General features: G+C 49.4%; 16 protein-coding genes. 11 read left to right on the top strand and 5 right to left on the bottom strand.

Going from position 1 to position 15209, the window contains the following annotated elements:
* Nucleotides 1–111: 111 nt before the first annotated feature.
* The 4 genes from VFT49_02845 to VFT49_02830 all read right to left on the bottom strand — a co-directional run bounded on the left by VFT49_02845 (nucleotide 112) and on the right by VFT49_02830 (nucleotide 4214).
* Nucleotides 112–2139 (bottom strand): sodium-transporting two-sector ATPase, encoded by a 2028-nt coding sequence (locus tag VFT49_02845; protein ID HEU5004995.1) that lies wholly within the window; start codon nucleotides 2137–2139, stop codon nucleotides 112–114.
* 110 nt (nucleotides 2140–2249) lie between these two features.
* Nucleotides 2250–2750 (bottom strand): F0F1 ATP synthase subunit delta, encoded by a 501-nt coding sequence (locus tag VFT49_02840; protein ID HEU5004994.1) that lies wholly within the window; start codon nucleotides 2748–2750, stop codon nucleotides 2250–2252.
* Nucleotides 2731–3351 (bottom strand): hypothetical protein, encoded by a 621-nt coding sequence (locus VFT49_02835; protein HEU5004993.1) that lies wholly within the window; start codon nucleotides 3349–3351, stop codon nucleotides 2731–2733. Before VFT49_02835 ends, VFT49_02840 begins: the two co-directional genes overlap by 20 nt.
* Nucleotides 3352–3353: 2 nt before the next feature.
* Nucleotides 3354–4214, bottom strand: a complete 861-nt coding sequence (locus VFT49_02830) for a hypothetical protein (protein ID HEU5004992.1) — start codon at nucleotides 4212–4214, stop codon at nucleotides 3354–3356.
* 98 nt (nucleotides 4215–4312) lie between these two features.
* On the opposite strand from VFT49_02830, the gene VFT49_02825 reads away from it, so the two are divergent.
* A complete protein-coding gene (locus tag VFT49_02825; GenBank protein HEU5004991.1) occupies nucleotides 4313–4420 on the top strand; it encodes a prepilin-type N-terminal cleavage/methylation domain-containing protein in 108 nt (35 codons plus the stop codon).
* Here the strand turns inward: VFT49_02825 and VFT49_02820 are convergent.
* Entirely contained in the window at nucleotides 4417–5022 is a 606-nt protein-coding gene (locus VFT49_02820) for a hypothetical protein (GenBank protein ID HEU5004990.1), read from the bottom strand. The genes VFT49_02825 and VFT49_02820 overlap by 4 nt on opposite strands.
* Before the next feature lie 85 nt (nucleotides 5023–5107).
* Between VFT49_02820 and VFT49_02815 the strand changes: the two genes are divergently transcribed.
* The 10 genes from VFT49_02815 to VFT49_02770 all read left to right on the top strand — a co-directional run bounded on the left by VFT49_02815 (nucleotide 5108) and on the right by VFT49_02770 (nucleotide 15175).
* Nucleotides 5108–6238, top strand: coding sequence for a hypothetical protein (locus tag VFT49_02815; protein HEU5004989.1), 1131 nt, complete (start codon nucleotides 5108–5110; stop codon nucleotides 6236–6238).
* Between the two features lie 246 nt (nucleotides 6239–6484).
* Nucleotides 6485–7525: a type IV pilus assembly protein PilM gene (pilM, locus tag VFT49_02810; GenBank protein HEU5004988.1), complete on the top strand. Its 1041-nt coding sequence runs from the start codon at nucleotides 6485–6487 to the stop codon at nucleotides 7523–7525.
* A complete protein-coding gene (locus VFT49_02805) occupies nucleotides 7525–8214 on the top strand; it encodes a hypothetical protein (protein ID HEU5004987.1) in 690 nt (229 codons plus the stop codon). The genes pilM and VFT49_02805 overlap by 1 nt, the downstream gene beginning before the upstream one ends.
* The gene (locus tag VFT49_02800; GenBank protein ID HEU5004986.1) at nucleotides 8215–8901 is read left to right on the top strand and encodes a hypothetical protein; all 687 of its coding nucleotides are present in this window, start codon (nucleotides 8215–8217) and stop codon (nucleotides 8899–8901) included.
* On the top strand, nucleotides 8898–9161 hold the full coding sequence (locus tag VFT49_02795) for a hypothetical protein (protein HEU5004985.1): 264 nt from the start codon (nucleotides 8898–8900) through the stop codon (nucleotides 9159–9161). Before VFT49_02800 ends, VFT49_02795 begins: the two co-directional genes overlap by 4 nt.
* 6 nt (nucleotides 9162–9167) lie before the next feature.
* Nucleotides 9168–10964 carry a GspE/PulE family protein gene (locus VFT49_02790; protein HEU5004984.1) on the top strand — a complete coding sequence of 599 codons (1797 nt, stop codon included), beginning with the start codon at nucleotides 9168–9170 and terminating at the stop codon, nucleotides 10962–10964.
* A gap of 18 nt (nucleotides 10965–10982) precedes the next feature.
* On the top strand, nucleotides 10983–12062 hold the full coding sequence (locus VFT49_02785; protein HEU5004983.1) for a type IV pilus twitching motility protein PilT: 1080 nt from the start codon (nucleotides 10983–10985) through the stop codon (nucleotides 12060–12062).
* On the top strand, nucleotides 12062–13276 hold the full coding sequence (locus tag VFT49_02780; protein HEU5004982.1) for a type II secretion system F family protein: 1215 nt from the start codon (nucleotides 12062–12064) through the stop codon (nucleotides 13274–13276). The genes VFT49_02785 and VFT49_02780 overlap by 1 nt, the downstream gene beginning before the upstream one ends.
* A 175-nt stretch (nucleotides 13277–13451) precedes the next feature.
* Entirely contained in the window at nucleotides 13452–13919 is a 468-nt protein-coding gene (locus VFT49_02775; protein HEU5004981.1) for a type II secretion system protein, read from the top strand.
* Nucleotides 13920–14377: 458 nt separating this feature from the next.
* The gene (locus VFT49_02770) at nucleotides 14378–15175 is read left to right on the top strand and encodes a prepilin peptidase (GenBank protein ID HEU5004980.1); all 798 of its coding nucleotides are present in this window, start codon (nucleotides 14378–14380) and stop codon (nucleotides 15173–15175) included.
* Nucleotides 15176–15209: the final 34 nt, after the last annotated feature.

Raw genomic sequence — 15209 nt, 5'->3', positions numbered from 1 at the left:
TCACCCCACAAAGTAAACTTTGCAGGGACCCCGGTTTTCCTCAACGCACCTTTTGGAATAAATCCAAATCCGGCAATTGCCGGACCGGTGCTACTCTTTTCCCTTATTAATTTAACGCGCACGAGATTTCTCTTTCTTGCGTTTTAGTTGGGCGTGCGGTTTGATGCGGGATTTCTTGGGTGGCTCTGATTGAATCTTCTTTTTGCGGTGACGGACACTAGCCTTGATTAGCGGACGCTTAGGTTTCGGCTGCGGTGTCTCCTCTGGTTTAGGCGGTTCAGTCGAAAGCGTCTGGGCTGCTTCTGGTTTAGATTCCGATACGGCCTCATCTGGCTTAGGCTCGGCTGCTTCTGTTTTTTGCTCAGCGCTTGGCTCGGACTTTGGTTCTGAGCCCTGCTGGGTGCTTTGATCGGATCTCGGTTCGGTTTGAATGGGCGCTTGGGTTTCTGGCTCAGACGGTTTAGCTTCGGCTCCGGCCTCTGCTGGCGCCACCTCGGCCTGATTTTCTTCTGGCTTCTGTTGCGGGGCTGGTGGCTGCTCTGGTTTTTCTTCCGTCTTTTGCTCGGGCGCTTTGGACTTATCAGACTCTTTAGATTCTTCTTTTTTATTGTCTTTATCTTTGTCTTCGGTTTTTACATCGATCTTGTTGTCTTTATTATCGCTAGGCTGACCTGGGGCGGGCGGTTGGCCCGGGGCTTGCGTAGCTGGAGCCGCGGCGCCGGCCGGCTGAACAGTGAATTTCTTAAGCAAATCGGCTTCGATGCGGTCAAAATCTTTTTCGTCTTTGGGCTTAGGCGTTACTTTTTTGACAGCCTCTTTTAAGCCAGCTGTGTTGATATCTACCTGTCCGCCTCCCAAAAGAACCGTTTCTAACATTAATTCTTGATCAACCAGCGAGTGTAATTCAGAAGGTGGCTGCTGCAAAATACTATAGATTTGCTTGCCGAGGCGCAAATCAATAGTAGCGTCTTTGCTTAGGCTGGAGCCGAAGTGCGAGAACTCCTCGGCCTGGGTATATTTGGCAAGCTTTTGAAATAAGGTGCTGGTAACGCCTTTTTGGCGGTGAGTTTGCGCTTGGCCACCAACGCGCGAAACGGACAGGCCGGCATTAACGGCCGGGCGGATACCTTCACGGAACAAGCCAAGATCGAAAACAATCTGACCATCCGTAATAGACATGATCGAGGTAGAAAGATAGCCTGTAATGTCGTCGTTCGGTGTCATGACCACTGGCAGGGCGGTTAGCGTCTTCATGTTGGTTAAAAGTTTGCCGGCGCGCTCCAGCAAAGATGAGTGGGCATAAAAAATATCGCCCGGGAAAGAATCGCGACCTGGGTCGACCTCTTGCAGTAAAGACAGCTGGCGGTAGGCCTCGGCGTGGCTGGAAAGGTCATCGTAAATAACAATTACGTCTTCGCCGCCGTACCATAATTCTTCGGCCATGGCACAGGCGGCGTATGGCGCCAAGTATGATTGAGTCAAAGAATCGAAGATATCGGCCATCACCACGATGGTGTGCTTCATGGCACCGGATTCGCGCAAGTTGGACAGTAGGCGCTCCACGTCGACTTTGCGTTTGCCGATCAAAACGTAAATAACTATGCGATTGGTGCCTTCCTGGTTGGCCGATAGCTGCGACAAAAAAGTACTTTTACCGGCTTTGGAGTCGCCCAAGATAGCGATACGTTGGCCGAGTACAACAGGGAAGAACATGTCGACGGCCGTGACGCCGCTGACCAGCTGTTCGTTGAGCACGCTGCGGTCCATAATGCCGGGTGCTTGGTTAAAAATACCGGCCATTTTAGTAGCGGCCACGGCGCCCTTGCCGTCGCGGGCTTCGCCCAAAGGGCTAATAACCCGTCCAACCAGATTTTTGCCGACTGGTACGCTTAATGTATCGTTTTCGACCACTGCCAGAGTGCCGGGTTCGATACGCTCGGAGTCAATGTTAAATAAAATTACGCGGTCGCCGTAAGCTTCGCGCACCAGCCCGCGCTGGCCGTCTTCGAACAAGACCTGGGCACCCAGTCGTACACCCTCCAGACCCTTGACTTCGACAATAAAACTATTGGTAGCTACAACTTCACCGGTTAGATTGTCGGCCTCAACTAATTTCTGGAATTTTGGATTATCAAACATGGCGGCTCCACTGGCGTTTCGCCTTATGAGGACAACCTACGGTTTTCCTCATCGCGCCGGGCAAAAAGTGTGATTTTTGCTCGGGCTGCTCTTTTCCCTTAGCTAACAGCTTAGGCATTGCGGAGGATCTCCGGGAATTTATTGCGGCCGGCTAAGATTTGTTTTCTAAACGACCAGTCGTAAACGTGGCTGCCGGAACGCAAAACCATACCTCCCAAAATCGTAGAATTGAACTGGAAGTTCACCAGCACATTATGGCTAAGATTTTTGCGGCACCACGCAACCAGTGTTTTTTTAAGGCTGGCCGGCGGCGGGGCAGCTAGCGTGATGCTGATTTGCGGCGCGGTGTTGGTATAGCTTTCTAACGTAGAGATTAACTCGTCTAGGCTGGTAACGGTTGGTTTGCCGCCCGTCCACTGGCGAAGAATTGTGTCTGCCGGTGTCGAGAGAGTCGGAGCCGGCTTTTTGCCGCCCTTAGCCTTGACCTGCTTTTTGATAGAGTCATGGGCAAACCAGCGGGCGTATTCTCGCAATTCCATAATGGCGGCCCGAAGATCTTGAACCGAACTAATGGCTTCGTCTAGAACTAATTTATTGTTCGTTTTGCTCACTGGCAAACTCCTGGGCTAGTTCATCTTTATGCTGGTCAAGCATCTTTGTTAGGTAGGCGCTTTGGGCGCCAAGATCGACTTCAGCGCCTAGGGTTTCGGTCAAGAAGGAAGCGATAGCATCAGCGAGTTTAGTATTCATTTGATCAACCAATTGTTTCTTTTCGGCGGCCATTTCTTCAGCTAACTTGGTCTTCATTTCAGCTTTCTGGGCAGCTAGTTCTTTGTCGGTCCCGGCAATGTCGTTCTTGGTTTGGGCTTGCAGTTCAGCCACTGTGGCTTTGTAGTGTTCCAACTCTTCATTCTTGGCTTGCTCGCCAAGTTTGGCGATTTCTTGCTTGATGTCTTCGGCAGTTGCGGCTAAGTCTTTCTGCAAATCACGGGCGGCCGAATGCATCACAGTCTCGAAGTTGGCTTGGGCGTCTTCAAGCAACTTTTCGCGCATGGCTGGAGTTAGGTGGGCGCCTGGGGGCAAATCGTGTTCGGCATCATGCTTATGCGGCCGATAGTGAGCCAGGGCATGACGCAAGGCTTCGGCAGCCACCGCGCCAGCCAAAAATATGTCGAACACCAAAAAAGCTTCTAACATTACGTGACTACTCATAATCAAAACTTAGATAACACCATATAAATTGCCGCTACGGCCACAGCCAAAATGCCAACCACCAGTGCCGACATCTGAATCAGATCCCGGTAAATGGCGGACTGGCTCATGGGGTTGCGGCCAACCGAAATTATGCTGCTCTTAATCATCGAATAAACGATGCTGGCAACTACAACAACAGTGATAATAAAAATACCCATACTGATCAAGATCGGCAGGGCGCTAACGTTTTTGCCGGCAAAGGCATTGGCAACGTTTTGAAGCGCTGACGGGATCAAAGTTTTGTCTGGCTGCTTATAGTAATAAGACACATTAATCAACACCGGTATCGAACCGACGTGGACGCTGTGTTTGCCGGATTTATCGGTATATGTTTCTGGGCTGGCGTTGGAGCTGTTCAACGGCCCTTGAGCGATACCGATAACCTTGGAGTTGCTGGTAGCCTTCATGCCAACACCGTTGATGGGCGAAGCAGTTACTTCATCACCAGTGTTAAGACTGCCATTAATGTCTGACACTAAAACCTGGACCACACCGCTAGTAGCCACCTGGATTTGACTGCCTTGTTCGCTCGATAGAGCCAGCAGAGCGTTGTCTTGGTTGATAACCACACCATAAATGCCGCTAGCATTATCGGTGTTGGCGGCTTTGACTTCATCGGTAGTGTTGTTCTTAATGCTGACAATCGAGCCAACAGCGACCTTGTCGGTAGTAGTAAAGCCCTGCGAAATGGTAGTGATAGCCATGGCACTGGCTGGGATAGCTAGTGCCGACAGCGTTAAAATGGCCAGCCAAAACTTCTTTGACCTAAGCCAAGTACGTTCGCTTGCAAGCATAATTCCACCCAGGCTTTTTGTTACCATTTCTAGCCAATAATCCTCTTATGCATAAGTATAACAAAATCTTAATGGTTATTAGGCCATATCGGTAATGCTATTATTGAGATAAGAAGGCAGAGAAAATGAGGAAACCGACCCTCCCGCAAGATGGATTTACGCTACTAGAACTAGCGGTTGTTATAGTCTGTGTAGTTATTCTGCTTGAGCTGATAATTTTGCTAAAAGGCTAGTAAACGGTCTTGGCTGAGCCGCCAGAGCAGCTAAAGAAAATCTCAAAGGGTTTGAGTGATTGATCGCGCCAAGTTAGATCAACCTCATCGAGAGTATCGAACGAATACTTTACGCTGCAATCGATGCCATGCGGGCCGCGGTAGGTGTCCTCGGCATCATGATAATACGTATCGTAGACAAGGTCGTTGCTTAAAGCCTTTGATAGTTTATGGCTAGGTTTAAAGTGGTGGCTGGCAGCTATGGCTTGCTGGATTTTGCCCATTAGAGTATTGGCTTGATTCTGATTGGCGCTGCTGTAAATAAAATCGGTTTCTACAGCGCAGGTAACATGGTCTCTAAGTAGGCCCGAATCTTTGAAGCAACTGCTTTGGCGTTTTATATCGTCGGCCTCGCCGATGCTCGAAGAAATTTTAGAATAGGCATCATCAATTGCTGATCGGCTTTGAGAGAACTTGTGCTCATCGGCGTAGATTCGGTAGGCGTGAAGCGGGAAATAACAGAGTATCAAAATAGCGATTACCAGCGTCAAACTAAGCCGCCGGTGAGCTTTTAAGTAGTTCAAAGCTTTTTCAGAAGCGGATAATTTTTTTCGCCGGGGCATAGCTAATTCTAAGCATAAGAATTACTTGCCAACAAGGATTATTTGCTAGCGGAAGTGGCCTAGAGGTATACTGCTTACGTATATTATGAGCAAGCGCCAAATAGTGGGATTAAATAGACTTTTGCTCTCGGGCCTCGCTAGTTTGTTGCTGGTCGCAACTATGTCGTTTGGCGCCACGGCTTCGGCCGATACGGTCACAAAATCTTATTTCAAATCCTTTGGCAGCGATGTATTTATTGGCGGAGCGTTTAATACCTCAACAAAAGGCAACAGCTGCAACGCAAATTATCAGTACGCCACAGCCAGCAATCCCAACGACGGCGGCGTGTTTGCTTTTGCTAAAGATAATGGCGGCAAGGCTGCCGGCGGTGCCTCCAGCCAATACGGAGCTATTGCTCTGGGTCCGGTGCAGGGCAATGCCGGCTCCAGCATTGGTTTTTATAGCGGCGGTGCGCAAGCCGGCTCGGTTAGCCACAGCTACACAACTTTTGCTAACACGGCTTCCGGTTCGAGTTGGGGTGGTGGGTTTGAAGGCAACGTGCCTCAATCTAGCTGTATTCCAGATTATTACGATCTGAAAATTCCAAAGAGCCCAACAGCGCTTGGTGCTGGCGGCCTACCAGGGGCTCCGACCACTGGTAGCTACAGTGCCACCGGTTCGCCTTACCATTTGGACGATGGCGGTGCGGTAAATATAGCAGCCGGGGTTCAAGTAACGGTATTCGTGAACGGTCCGGTATACATTACTCACAACATTACATACACGCTCGACAAAGTTGATAATGTTCCCAAGTTTGCACTGATTGCCAAAGGCAGTATTTATATTGATCCTTCGGTTAGTGAGCTGGACGGGGTTTATATCTCCCAGCCGGCTACCAGCAACTTTGCCTCCGATGACGGCAATATTTGGACATGCCACGGCGCAACTAGCGATCAAGTGTTGTATTCGTACCCAGCCTTTTTGACGGCTTGCTCCAACAAGCTAACCGTTAACGGCGCCTTCATCGCCAAACAGGTTATTTTGACCCGTATAAATGGCGACGTGACCGGTGCCTCGACAGGAGAAGACAACCTTGGTGGAGCTTTGGGCAGCGGCAACATCGGCGAGGTTATAAATTACTCCCCAGCCATGATAATGGGCGGGCCGTTCTTTAATCCGTCGACAACCAATACCTACAAGGTAGAAAGTGTTACCAGTCTCCCGCCAATCTTTTAGCCGACGTTTACTTGTGGCGTACTGCGGCGTCAGACGCTCCACTACTCACTCACTGTATTGAAATACAGTGCGCTCCAGTGCTCGCCGCCGCCTAGCACCGCACTCAGCCAATAGAAGTCTTTCAAGATCCTCTAGCGTCATCCGATCCTTTCTTTGCACTAAACTCAAATAAGAAGGATTTTGGAGTCGGATCGGACTCGCAACTTGTTTAGATGAGATACCCCTTATGCTATAATTTAGTAAGTTATGAGCATATTTAGCGGTGGGCAACCGGACTTCTTCGGGCTTGACATCGGTACTACGGCCTTAAGAGTCGTCCAACTCAAGTCCGCCAAAGACAAAAAAGAACTGGTTAAGTACGGCCAAGCGCCTTTGAGCGCCAATGCCGGCAACCCGGCTACGCCGGCTGATTTTCAAGCCCTGACACAGGCAATTGCTGCGCTGGTCAAGCAAGTCGGCTTGTCTACTAAAGACGTGGCCGCCAATCTACCTTCCAACAAGGTTTTCACTTCGGTGATTGACCTGGATAAGCTAGCTCCAGACGAACTGGCGAAAACCATCACCTATCAGGCAGAATCTTTCATACCAACGCCTTTGGCCAAATCCAAAATCGATTGGACGGTATTGGGCGATTCGCCCGCCAATTCTAAGAAGGTTGAAGTTTTGTTATCAAGTGTTGAGAATTCGTTGGCCGAAAGCCGCCTCAAAGCCATCGAAGACGCTGGTTTAAACGTAATAGCCCTGGAGCCGGATAGCCTGGCGTTGGTCCGGGCGCTAGTGCCGGCTGGAGAACCTCAACCACAAATGGTGCTCGATATCGGCAACTTATCAACCGATTTGATTATTACCACCAACGGCGGGCCTAGATTGGTGCGGACTATCCAAATTGGCACCCAAACCTTAGTAAGAGCGGCCGCCCAGAACATGGGTATTGCCGACGCCCAAGCTCAGGACTATGTCTTCAAGTTTGGCCTTAACAAAGATAATTTAGAAGGGCGAGTCTATAACGCTATTATCGGCACAGTTGATGTTTTAATAGGCGAAATCCAAAAATCAATCCAATTCTTTCAGACGCGTTACACCGGTGTTAGCGTGTCTAAAATTATTGTTACGGGCGGGGCCAGCACCTTGCCTCTATTTCCGCTTTATGTAGCCAATAAGTTTAGTTTAAATGTCGAGATTGGCAACAGCTGGCGCAACATCACCTATCCAGCTAATTTGCAAAATGACCTGTTGGCTGTATCGAATCATTTTAGCGTGGCCGCCGGCCTAGCGGAGAGGGCATAATGGCAAACGTTCAGTTTAATTTACTGCCGCCATCCAAATATCAGGCCATGAGCAATGAGGCCCGCGAGGCTCAAATTGTCCGTAAAGCGATAATGGCAGCTCTAGCTTGCGCCGCTCTGTTCGTTCTACTTCTGGCTTACACCGAGGGTGTACAAAAAGCTCAGATTAGCAGCTCGAAGAGCGCAGTGGATTCTAAGTCTTCTAAGCTCGAAAAGGTTAGCAACATCAGCACGATTATAACCGTCCAGAATCAGCTGGCCGCCGCCTCCAGTCTGCATTCGTCCCAGCACGACACCTCACGTATTTTTGGCTATCTGTCCAAAATAACTCCACCAACGGCCAGTGTTAACAATCTGTCGCTTGATACTAAGACTAACTTGTTGAAAATTGACGGCTCGGCCGATTCGGCCACTACGGTTAACGCTCTTGTCGATACGCTTAAATATACCCAGTACAAGGTTGGCACCTCGGACGCCAAAGCAGCTTTTTCATCTGTAGTTGAGACTAATTTTGCCATTAGCCAAGTAGGCGTTACCTATTCAATAACTGCCAATTTTGATCCGACTCTGTTTGCTAACGATCTAACCGATGCTAACGGCAAAGCCATTGCGCCGCAGCTAATCGTGCCCAACTCGACCACCACGCGCGGCGGCAACGATCCGGGTAGTTTATTTGGGGGAGGCCGCTAAATGAAAATTCAGCTAAGCAAAAAAAGCACTATTACGCTGAGTAACAAAGAAGTCCAGAACCTGGCTAGTTTTACCGTGGCTGTGCTGGTGGCTGTTTTTTGTCTGCTGGGCTCTAAAACCCTACTTTCTAAAGCCTTGTACCAGCAGCGAGCCATCTCGGCTGGTAATAAGGCTAGCAAACAGCTCGATGCAAACCTTACGCGGGCGGCACTTTTAAGTACTCAATACAGCAGCCTGTTCGAAAATACTGATCCGCAGAATGTGCTCGGCGGCAAAAACGACTCCAGCGCCCAAGCAATCCCGCCAAATATTGATAACGCTCGCATTGCTATTGATGCCTTGCCGACTATGTACGACTATCCAGCTACGCTTGCCAGCATTACCAAGATTTTGACCGACGATGGCATAGGCTCGCCGAACATTACCGGCACTGACCAAACCAGCACAATCAAAAACGATCCACTAGCCAATCCGCAGCCAGTAGCTATCAGTCTTGGCATAACAGGCAGCGGTAATTACGCTTCAATTCAAAACGTGCTAAAAGATCTGGAGCGCTCAATCAGGCCCTTTGATGTCACCAGTCTGCAGCTGGCCGGAACAGAGAATAACTTATCGCTTAACGCCAATGTGACTACTTATTTCCAACCAGCTAAAACTCTAGGCATAACTCCGGAGGCAATCAAATGAAAACCAACGAAAAGGACTCATTGTTCGTACTGGCCGGCGTAATTGCGTTTTTTGTCGGTTTGGTTTTGGCCGGCATGTTTGTTCACGGTCCTAAGCGGGGCAGTATAACTATTAATTCTGTGCCGGCACTGCCGACCTCTTTCCCCGACGTTAAAAACGACTCGGCCTATAAAAACTTTCTCAACAGTAACGCGCTTGACCCAACTCAGGCTATTCAGTTAGGCAATTCTAACAGTTCGCCGTTTAGCTCATCGCAGTAGGTAGATATGACGATACTATCACCCGATACAGAGAAAAATGTCGAAAAATCCTTAGTAAGTGACGGCCTTTTAACGGCTGTTGAACTAGATGAATACAAAAACAAGGCCAAAGCAAGCGGGCAACCTATCTTTGCTCTATTGATGCAGGAAGGCCGTATTAATGATGAGCAGCTCACCAAAGCCTTGGCTGATGCCAACAATTTGCCCTATGTAAATCTCACCACCGTCCAAGTTAACCCAGACGTTTTAGGACTCTTGCCGCACGACATTGCCGAACATTACATGGCGGTTCCTTTAGGTGAAATGCAAACCCGCCTAGTTGTCGCCATGCTTGACGCGGGCAACGTTCAAGCAGTCGATTTTCTGAGTAATAAAATTGGTCGGCCACTTAAGGTTTATGCCGCAAGCGAGGCCGGCGTCAAGCATGTACTAGGTCAGTATTCTAGTAAAAGCTTAGAGCAGGGTGTTAACTCGATGCTGTCGGCAGAATTAGCGCCACAGCCTACCGAAAACGCCGATATGGTGCCGGTTGGTACGGCCGAGAAAAAGGTTCAAACAATTGTTCAGGATTCACCGGTTAGTAAGGCTTTGAGCGCCATTTTAGATTACGCCGGCAAGAACCGCGCTAGCGACGTGCACATCGAGCCGTTAGAAAACGAAATCAAGGTTCGCTGTCGGGTAGACGGTGTTTTGCTAGAAGTTATGAAGCTGCCAAAAAGCGCTGAAGCGCCCTTAATCAGCCGTATAAAAATTTTAGCCAACTTAAAGATTGATGAACACCGCATCCCGCAAGACGGCCAGTTTACAGTTAAGATCGCCGGCAAAGCTGTTGACCTGCGCGTGGCCGTCAGTCCGGTTATTTGGGGCGAGCAAGTAGTCTTGCGTTTGCTAGATAAAGACGGCACCAAGGTTGAGCTTGAGGCCATGGGTTATACCGGCCGGGCGCTTAAAACTATTCGCAAAGGTCTGCAGCTGCCGCACGGCATGATCCTGACATCTGGCCCGACTGGTTCCGGTAAGAGCACCAGCATGTACGCTATGATCCAAGAAATCAAGCGCGACTCTATCAATATTGTTACCCTCGAAGATCCGGTGGAATATAAAATTGACGGGGTCAACCAAATTCAAATTAATCCCGACGTAGGTCTGACCTTTGCTAACGGTCTGCGCTCGATTTTGCGCCAAGACCCCGACGTAATCATGGTAGGCGAAATCCGCGACAAAGAAACAGCCAGCTTGGCCGTGCAGGCGGCCCTAACCGGACACTTAGTTTTCTCAACCTTGCACACCAATAGTGCGGCCGGTATTTTGCCGCGCCTACTAGACATGGGCGTTGAACCCTTTTTGATCGCCAGTACCGTGCACACAGTGATTGGCCAACGCCTGGTGCGCCGCGCTGTGCCCGGAGGCGAAACTTACCCTTCTAGCCAGGCCGAGACCAAAGCTATCCAGGCGACACTTGCCGGGCTGCTGCCCAAGACCCACGAAGAGATGCCACGGGTGGCTGCTGATCTGGGTTATCAAACCTTGCCACTGGCTGGCCAAAACGCTTATACTTTGGTCAAGGGTAAGGTAACACCCGAGAACCCAACGGGTTTTAAAGGTCGCATCGGCCTATATGAGGTCTTCGAAGTTTCGGAAACTATTCAGGATTTAATCCTAAAGCATGCGCCGAGCTCGAGTATTCAAAAAGCCGCCATTGCCCAAGGGATGGTCGCTATGCGCCAAGACGGTTACCTGAAATCGTTGGCCGGTCTAACAACACTGCTTGAAGTCGATAGGGTGGCCACCGGTGATAGCTAAGGCCGGGAAGGGATTATAATGCAGCCGCAGCCAAAAATAGAAATTCTGCTGGAACAAGTTATTAAACGCAAGGCGTCAGACCTGCATTTGCAAGTTGGTTTGCCGCCGATGTTACGTGTTAACGGCGCGCTTGGCCCCGTTCCGCAAAGTGAACCGCTTAAAGAAGACGCGGTTGAGCAGTTGCTTTTTAGCCTGATGGATGAAGACCAGAAGAAAATTTTACTGCGCGACAAAGAACTCGATTTTTCTTTCGCTTTCGGTGATCTGGGCCGCTTCCGTGTTAATGCCTTTCACGAGCGCGGCAACTTGGCCGCCGCCATGCGCTTGATTCCTAACGAAATCCCAGCGATCGACCAGCTTGGTTTACCGCCCATTGTGGCTAATTTTGCCAATTTCCCTAGGGGTTTGGTCTTGGTTACTGGTCCGACGGGATCTGGCAAATCGACCACGCTGGCGGCTCTTATAGAGAAAATCAACAATGAACGGCCGGCACACATCATTACTGTTGAGGATCCAATCGAATATACTCACCAATCCAAAAAAGCCGCTATTGTTCAGCGCGAAGTGCACTACGACACCTATAGCTTTAGTGCTGCCTTGCGCTCTACGCTGCGTGAAGATCCAGATGTGGTTCTTATCGGCGAAATGCGCGATCTTGAGACAATCGCCGCCGCCGTTACCATTGCCGAAACCGGACACCTAGTGCTGGCCACCCTGCACACCAACTCGGCCAGTCAATCTATCGACCGTATGATCGACGTTTTTCCGCCGCACCAACAGCCCCAAGTAAAAAGCCAGATTGGCAACGTGCTCCAGGCCATTTGCTCGCAACGTCTGGTGCCCTCTTTGCAGGGCGGCCGCGTGCCGGCTACAGAGGTGCTGATTGCTACACCGGCAGTGCGCAACATCATTCGCGAGGGCAAGAATTATCAGCTAGATGCGGTTATTCAGACGGGCACGCAGTACGGCATGCAGGCTATGGATGCTAACTTGGCCGCGTTAATTCAGCGCGGGATCATAAGCTACGACGAGGCCCGGAATTTCGCTGTTGATGTCACCGAGTTAGATAGAATAATGCGCGAGGAGCAGGCTAAGTAATGCTGACCTATATTTATACGGCGCGTGACCCTAAAAGCGGCCAGAAAATAACTGCTGAGGTAGAAGCCGAGAATGAAGCTACCGCCACCCGCTTATTAGTAGAGCGTGGTTGGGCGCCGCTTGAACTAAAAGTCAAAGGCGAAGAAAACGGTCTGCGCTCTATTTTTAATAGAATTCCTGGCAAACAGAGGATTATTTTCTCGCGTCAGCTCGCTACGCTGGTAAATGCCGGCTTGCCACTAGTGCAGAGTTTAAGCTCGGTTGAGACTCAAATGACCAATAAACCTCTTAAAGAGATAATTGGTAAGGTTATTAAAGATGTCGAGGCTGGATCGAGCTTGGCCAATGCCATGGCCAAACACCCCAAGATCTTTAATGACGTTTACGTTAGCTTAGTAGCTGCCGGTGAAGCTTCGGGTACATTAGATACCAGCTTGGAACGCTTAGCCAATCAGCAAGAAAAAGACGCCGAGATCATGTCTCGGGTTCGCTCGGCTTTTATATATCCGATTATCGTTATTTTTGTACTGATTGCCGTGGTGTTATTCATGATGACCAGCGTTTTGCCGCAGGTTCAAAATCTATACTCCTCGATTCCTGGGGCTGAGCTACCGTTTATGACGCGCATACTTCTGGGACTAACCCATGCGGTGACGCATTTTTGGTGGATTACCATAGTAATCGTAGTGGGAGCGGCGTTTTTTGGTACGCGTTATGCCAGAACCGGCCCCGGCAAGCAGTTAGTTGACCGGATCAAGCTGCGGATGTGGCCAGCCTCTAATCTGTTTACCGAACTTTATATGGCTCGTTTTGCTCGGGCAGCGGCCACTTTGGTGGCTAGCGGCGTTCCAATTATAAAGATGCTTTCAACTAGTGCCCAAGCGGTTGGTAACGTGCAAATAGAAAACGCTATCAATAAGGCTGCAGAAGATGTTAAGGGCGGTAAACCCCTAAGCGATAGTCTAGCCAAAGATCCCAATTTCCCCGATCTAGTGTCTGGTATGATCCGGGTTGGCGAGCAATCCGGCCAGCTCGAGGGCATGTTCACCAAACTGGCCGATTACTACGAAAAAGAAGTTGATAATCAGGTTAAATCTATATCTACCATCATCGAACCGGCCTTGATGGTAGTGGTCGGCGTAATCGCGCTTGTGGTGGTAGCGGCCGTATTGTTGCCAATCTATAGTTTGGCTGGCAAGAACCTACAGATTTAAGGCTTGACCCCTAGTGAGCTTTCGATATTATTCACCGTCGGTGAATAATAGTCCTGCTAGCCGGACGAATCGAAAGTCTACTACGGGGCTTGACTATCAAACCTGTTATGCTTAAATGAGTGCATAAGCAATAAAAACAATTTCAACTAAAATAGGGGGCTAAAAGAAGGGCACAATGAAAAATTTATTGAGGAAAAAGGGTCAATCAGGCTTCACTATCATCGAAGTTACGATTGTTTTGGCTATTGCCGGCTTGATCATGGCCATCGTGTTCGTAGCCGTACCCGCGCTTGAACGTAGTGCCCGAAATACCCAGCGCAAGAACGACGCTAGCAACCTATCAGGCCTAGTCAGTGAATATGCCTCTAATCACGCCGGAGTTTTGCCAGCTCAGTATAGCGACATGTCTTCTCTAACTAGCGGCCAACACTGGTCTATTATGGATACCACACCTACCCTAACTTCGACCATCCCGGGTAGCGGCGGAGCTTACGGAAGCACCACCCAGCTAGTGATCTATAAAGGCGCCACTTGTGATCCGCAGACTGGGGCTATAACTTCCAATCCATCCGATCGTTCATTCGCCATTGGCTACCAAATAGAAACCACCGGCGATCCAGAGAACGCCTGCGCCGGCGACTAACGCTCGCACTTGTTTAAAAAGTGTGCGTTTCGCGCGGAGCCGCCCGCAGGTCGGGCAGGCTCCGGCTGCACTAGGCTTAACCCACTTTTTTAAACAAGTACTCGCTCGCTCAAATTAACCTGTTTTCTTAAGCCTGGAAAACTCCAGACCCAACGTTGGTTATAAATAATTCGAGCCCTCAAAAACAGGGTGAATGAATAGCCAAAATTAGGCAGAACCGAGGACTGTTTGAACGTTAGTGAGTTCCGCAAGGTTCACTTAATTTTGGTGCCTGAATGAACGCCTGGTTTTTGAACCAGGCTCGAGAGTTTTGTCCAACTTTGTCGGCACAAAGTTGGAATAGCTTGGTACTTTTTAAAAGTACATATTTTGTCCATATAAAAGTAGGAGTAGTTTGGCTCTTCATCAAAGTGCGTTTTTGTCAGCCTTAAAGCAGTAAATCTGTTAGCATAAGAGTAATGATTTTGGTGGCACTACTTATTTTAGGGTTAATCTTGGGCAGTTTTATAAACGTTTTAGTCGAGCGTATGCATGCCGGTCAAGATTTTGTGCACGGTCGCAGTCACTGCGACCATTGCGGTCACGAACTGGCAGTATGGGATCTGGTGCCGGTATTAAGTTGGCTGTCTTTAGCTGGCCGCTGTCGTTATTGCAAAGCTAAGGTTTCTTGGCAGCATCCGGCGGTCGAGATAATCGCAGGGCTGTTATTTGCCGCTTCTTATTACTGGTGGCCGCTTGGCTTTAGCAACCTCGGCAGCAAAGCACTTTTTGCAGCTTGGCTCATTTCGCTGGTCGGTCTGACAGCCCTGGCTATTTACGATTTAAAATGGATGCTTTTGCCCAGTAAAATCATTTATCCAACGTTTGCAGTGGCAGCAGCGGGCAGGCTGATTTACCTAGTTACGGTAGAGGATCACAAACCGCATGCTCTGCTACTTTGGGCAGGATCTATTGTGGTAGCCAGTGGGTTTTTTCTGGTGCTCTACATAATTAGCCAGGGTAAATGGATTGGTTACGGCGACGTGCGACTTGGTTTAGTAACCGGCACGTTGCTGGCCGCGCCGGCCTTAAGCTTTTTAATGATTTTCTTGGCTTCGGTAGCTGGAACGCTCATCGCGGTGCCGCTATTAACACTTCAGAAAAAAAATCTTAGCTCAAGATTACCCTACGGACCGTTTTTGATTATGGCTACAGCCGTGGTTATGATTTTCGGCCAATCTCTCTTGGATTGGTACAACCGCGTGCTTGGTGGTTAAGGGGTTAGACCCTTAGCGCTTATGCTATAATCGC

Source organism: Candidatus Saccharimonadales bacterium (assembly GCA_035758565.1).
Classification (GTDB): Bacteria; Patescibacteriota; Saccharimonadia; order Saccharimonadales; family UBA10212; genus DASTXL01.
This window is presented reverse-complemented; position numbering and strand designations above follow the sequence as displayed.

Bases quoted from the DNA above. Each gene is read 5' to 3' on its own strand.
- pilM (HEU5004988.1), top strand. From the start codon at position 6,485: ATGAGCATATTTAGCGGTGGGCAACCGGACTTCTTCGGGCTTGACATC.
- VFT49_02825 (HEU5004991.1), top strand. From the start codon at position 4,313: ATGAGGAAACCGACCCTCCCGCAAGATGGATTTACGCTACTAGAACTA.
- VFT49_02795 (HEU5004985.1), top strand. From the start codon at position 8,898: ATGAAAACCAACGAAAAGGACTCATTGTTCGTACTGGCCGGCGTAATT.
- VFT49_02805 (HEU5004987.1), top strand. From the start codon at position 7,525: ATGGCAAACGTTCAGTTTAATTTACTGCCGCCATCCAAATATCAGGCC.
- VFT49_02785 (HEU5004983.1), top strand. From the start codon at position 10,983: ATGCAGCCGCAGCCAAAAATAGAAATTCTGCTGGAACAAGTTATTAAA.
- VFT49_02830 (HEU5004992.1), bottom strand. From the start codon at position 4,214: ATGGTAACAAAAAGCCTGGGTGGAATTATGCTTGCAAGCGAACGTACT.
- VFT49_02800 (HEU5004986.1), top strand. From the start codon at position 8,215: ATGAAAATTCAGCTAAGCAAAAAAAGCACTATTACGCTGAGTAACAAA.
- VFT49_02845 (HEU5004995.1), bottom strand. From the start codon at position 2,139: ATGTTTGATAATCCAAAATTCCAGAAATTAGTTGAGGCCGACAATCTA.
- VFT49_02770 (HEU5004980.1), top strand. From the start codon at position 14,378: ATGATTTTGGTGGCACTACTTATTTTAGGGTTAATCTTGGGCAGTTTT.
- VFT49_02820 (HEU5004990.1), bottom strand. From the start codon at position 5,022: ATGCCCCGGCGAAAAAAATTATCCGCTTCTGAAAAAGCTTTGAACTAC.
- VFT49_02790 (HEU5004984.1), top strand. From the start codon at position 9,168: ATGACGATACTATCACCCGATACAGAGAAAAATGTCGAAAAATCCTTA.
- VFT49_02835 (HEU5004993.1), bottom strand. From the start codon at position 3,351: ATGAGTAGTCACGTAATGTTAGAAGCTTTTTTGGTGTTCGACATATTT.
- VFT49_02780 (HEU5004982.1), top strand. From the start codon at position 12,062: ATGCTGACCTATATTTATACGGCGCGTGACCCTAAAAGCGGCCAGAAA.
- VFT49_02815 (HEU5004989.1), top strand. From the start codon at position 5,108: ATGAGCAAGCGCCAAATAGTGGGATTAAATAGACTTTTGCTCTCGGGC.
- VFT49_02775 (HEU5004981.1), top strand. From the start codon at position 13,452: ATGAAAAATTTATTGAGGAAAAAGGGTCAATCAGGCTTCACTATCATC.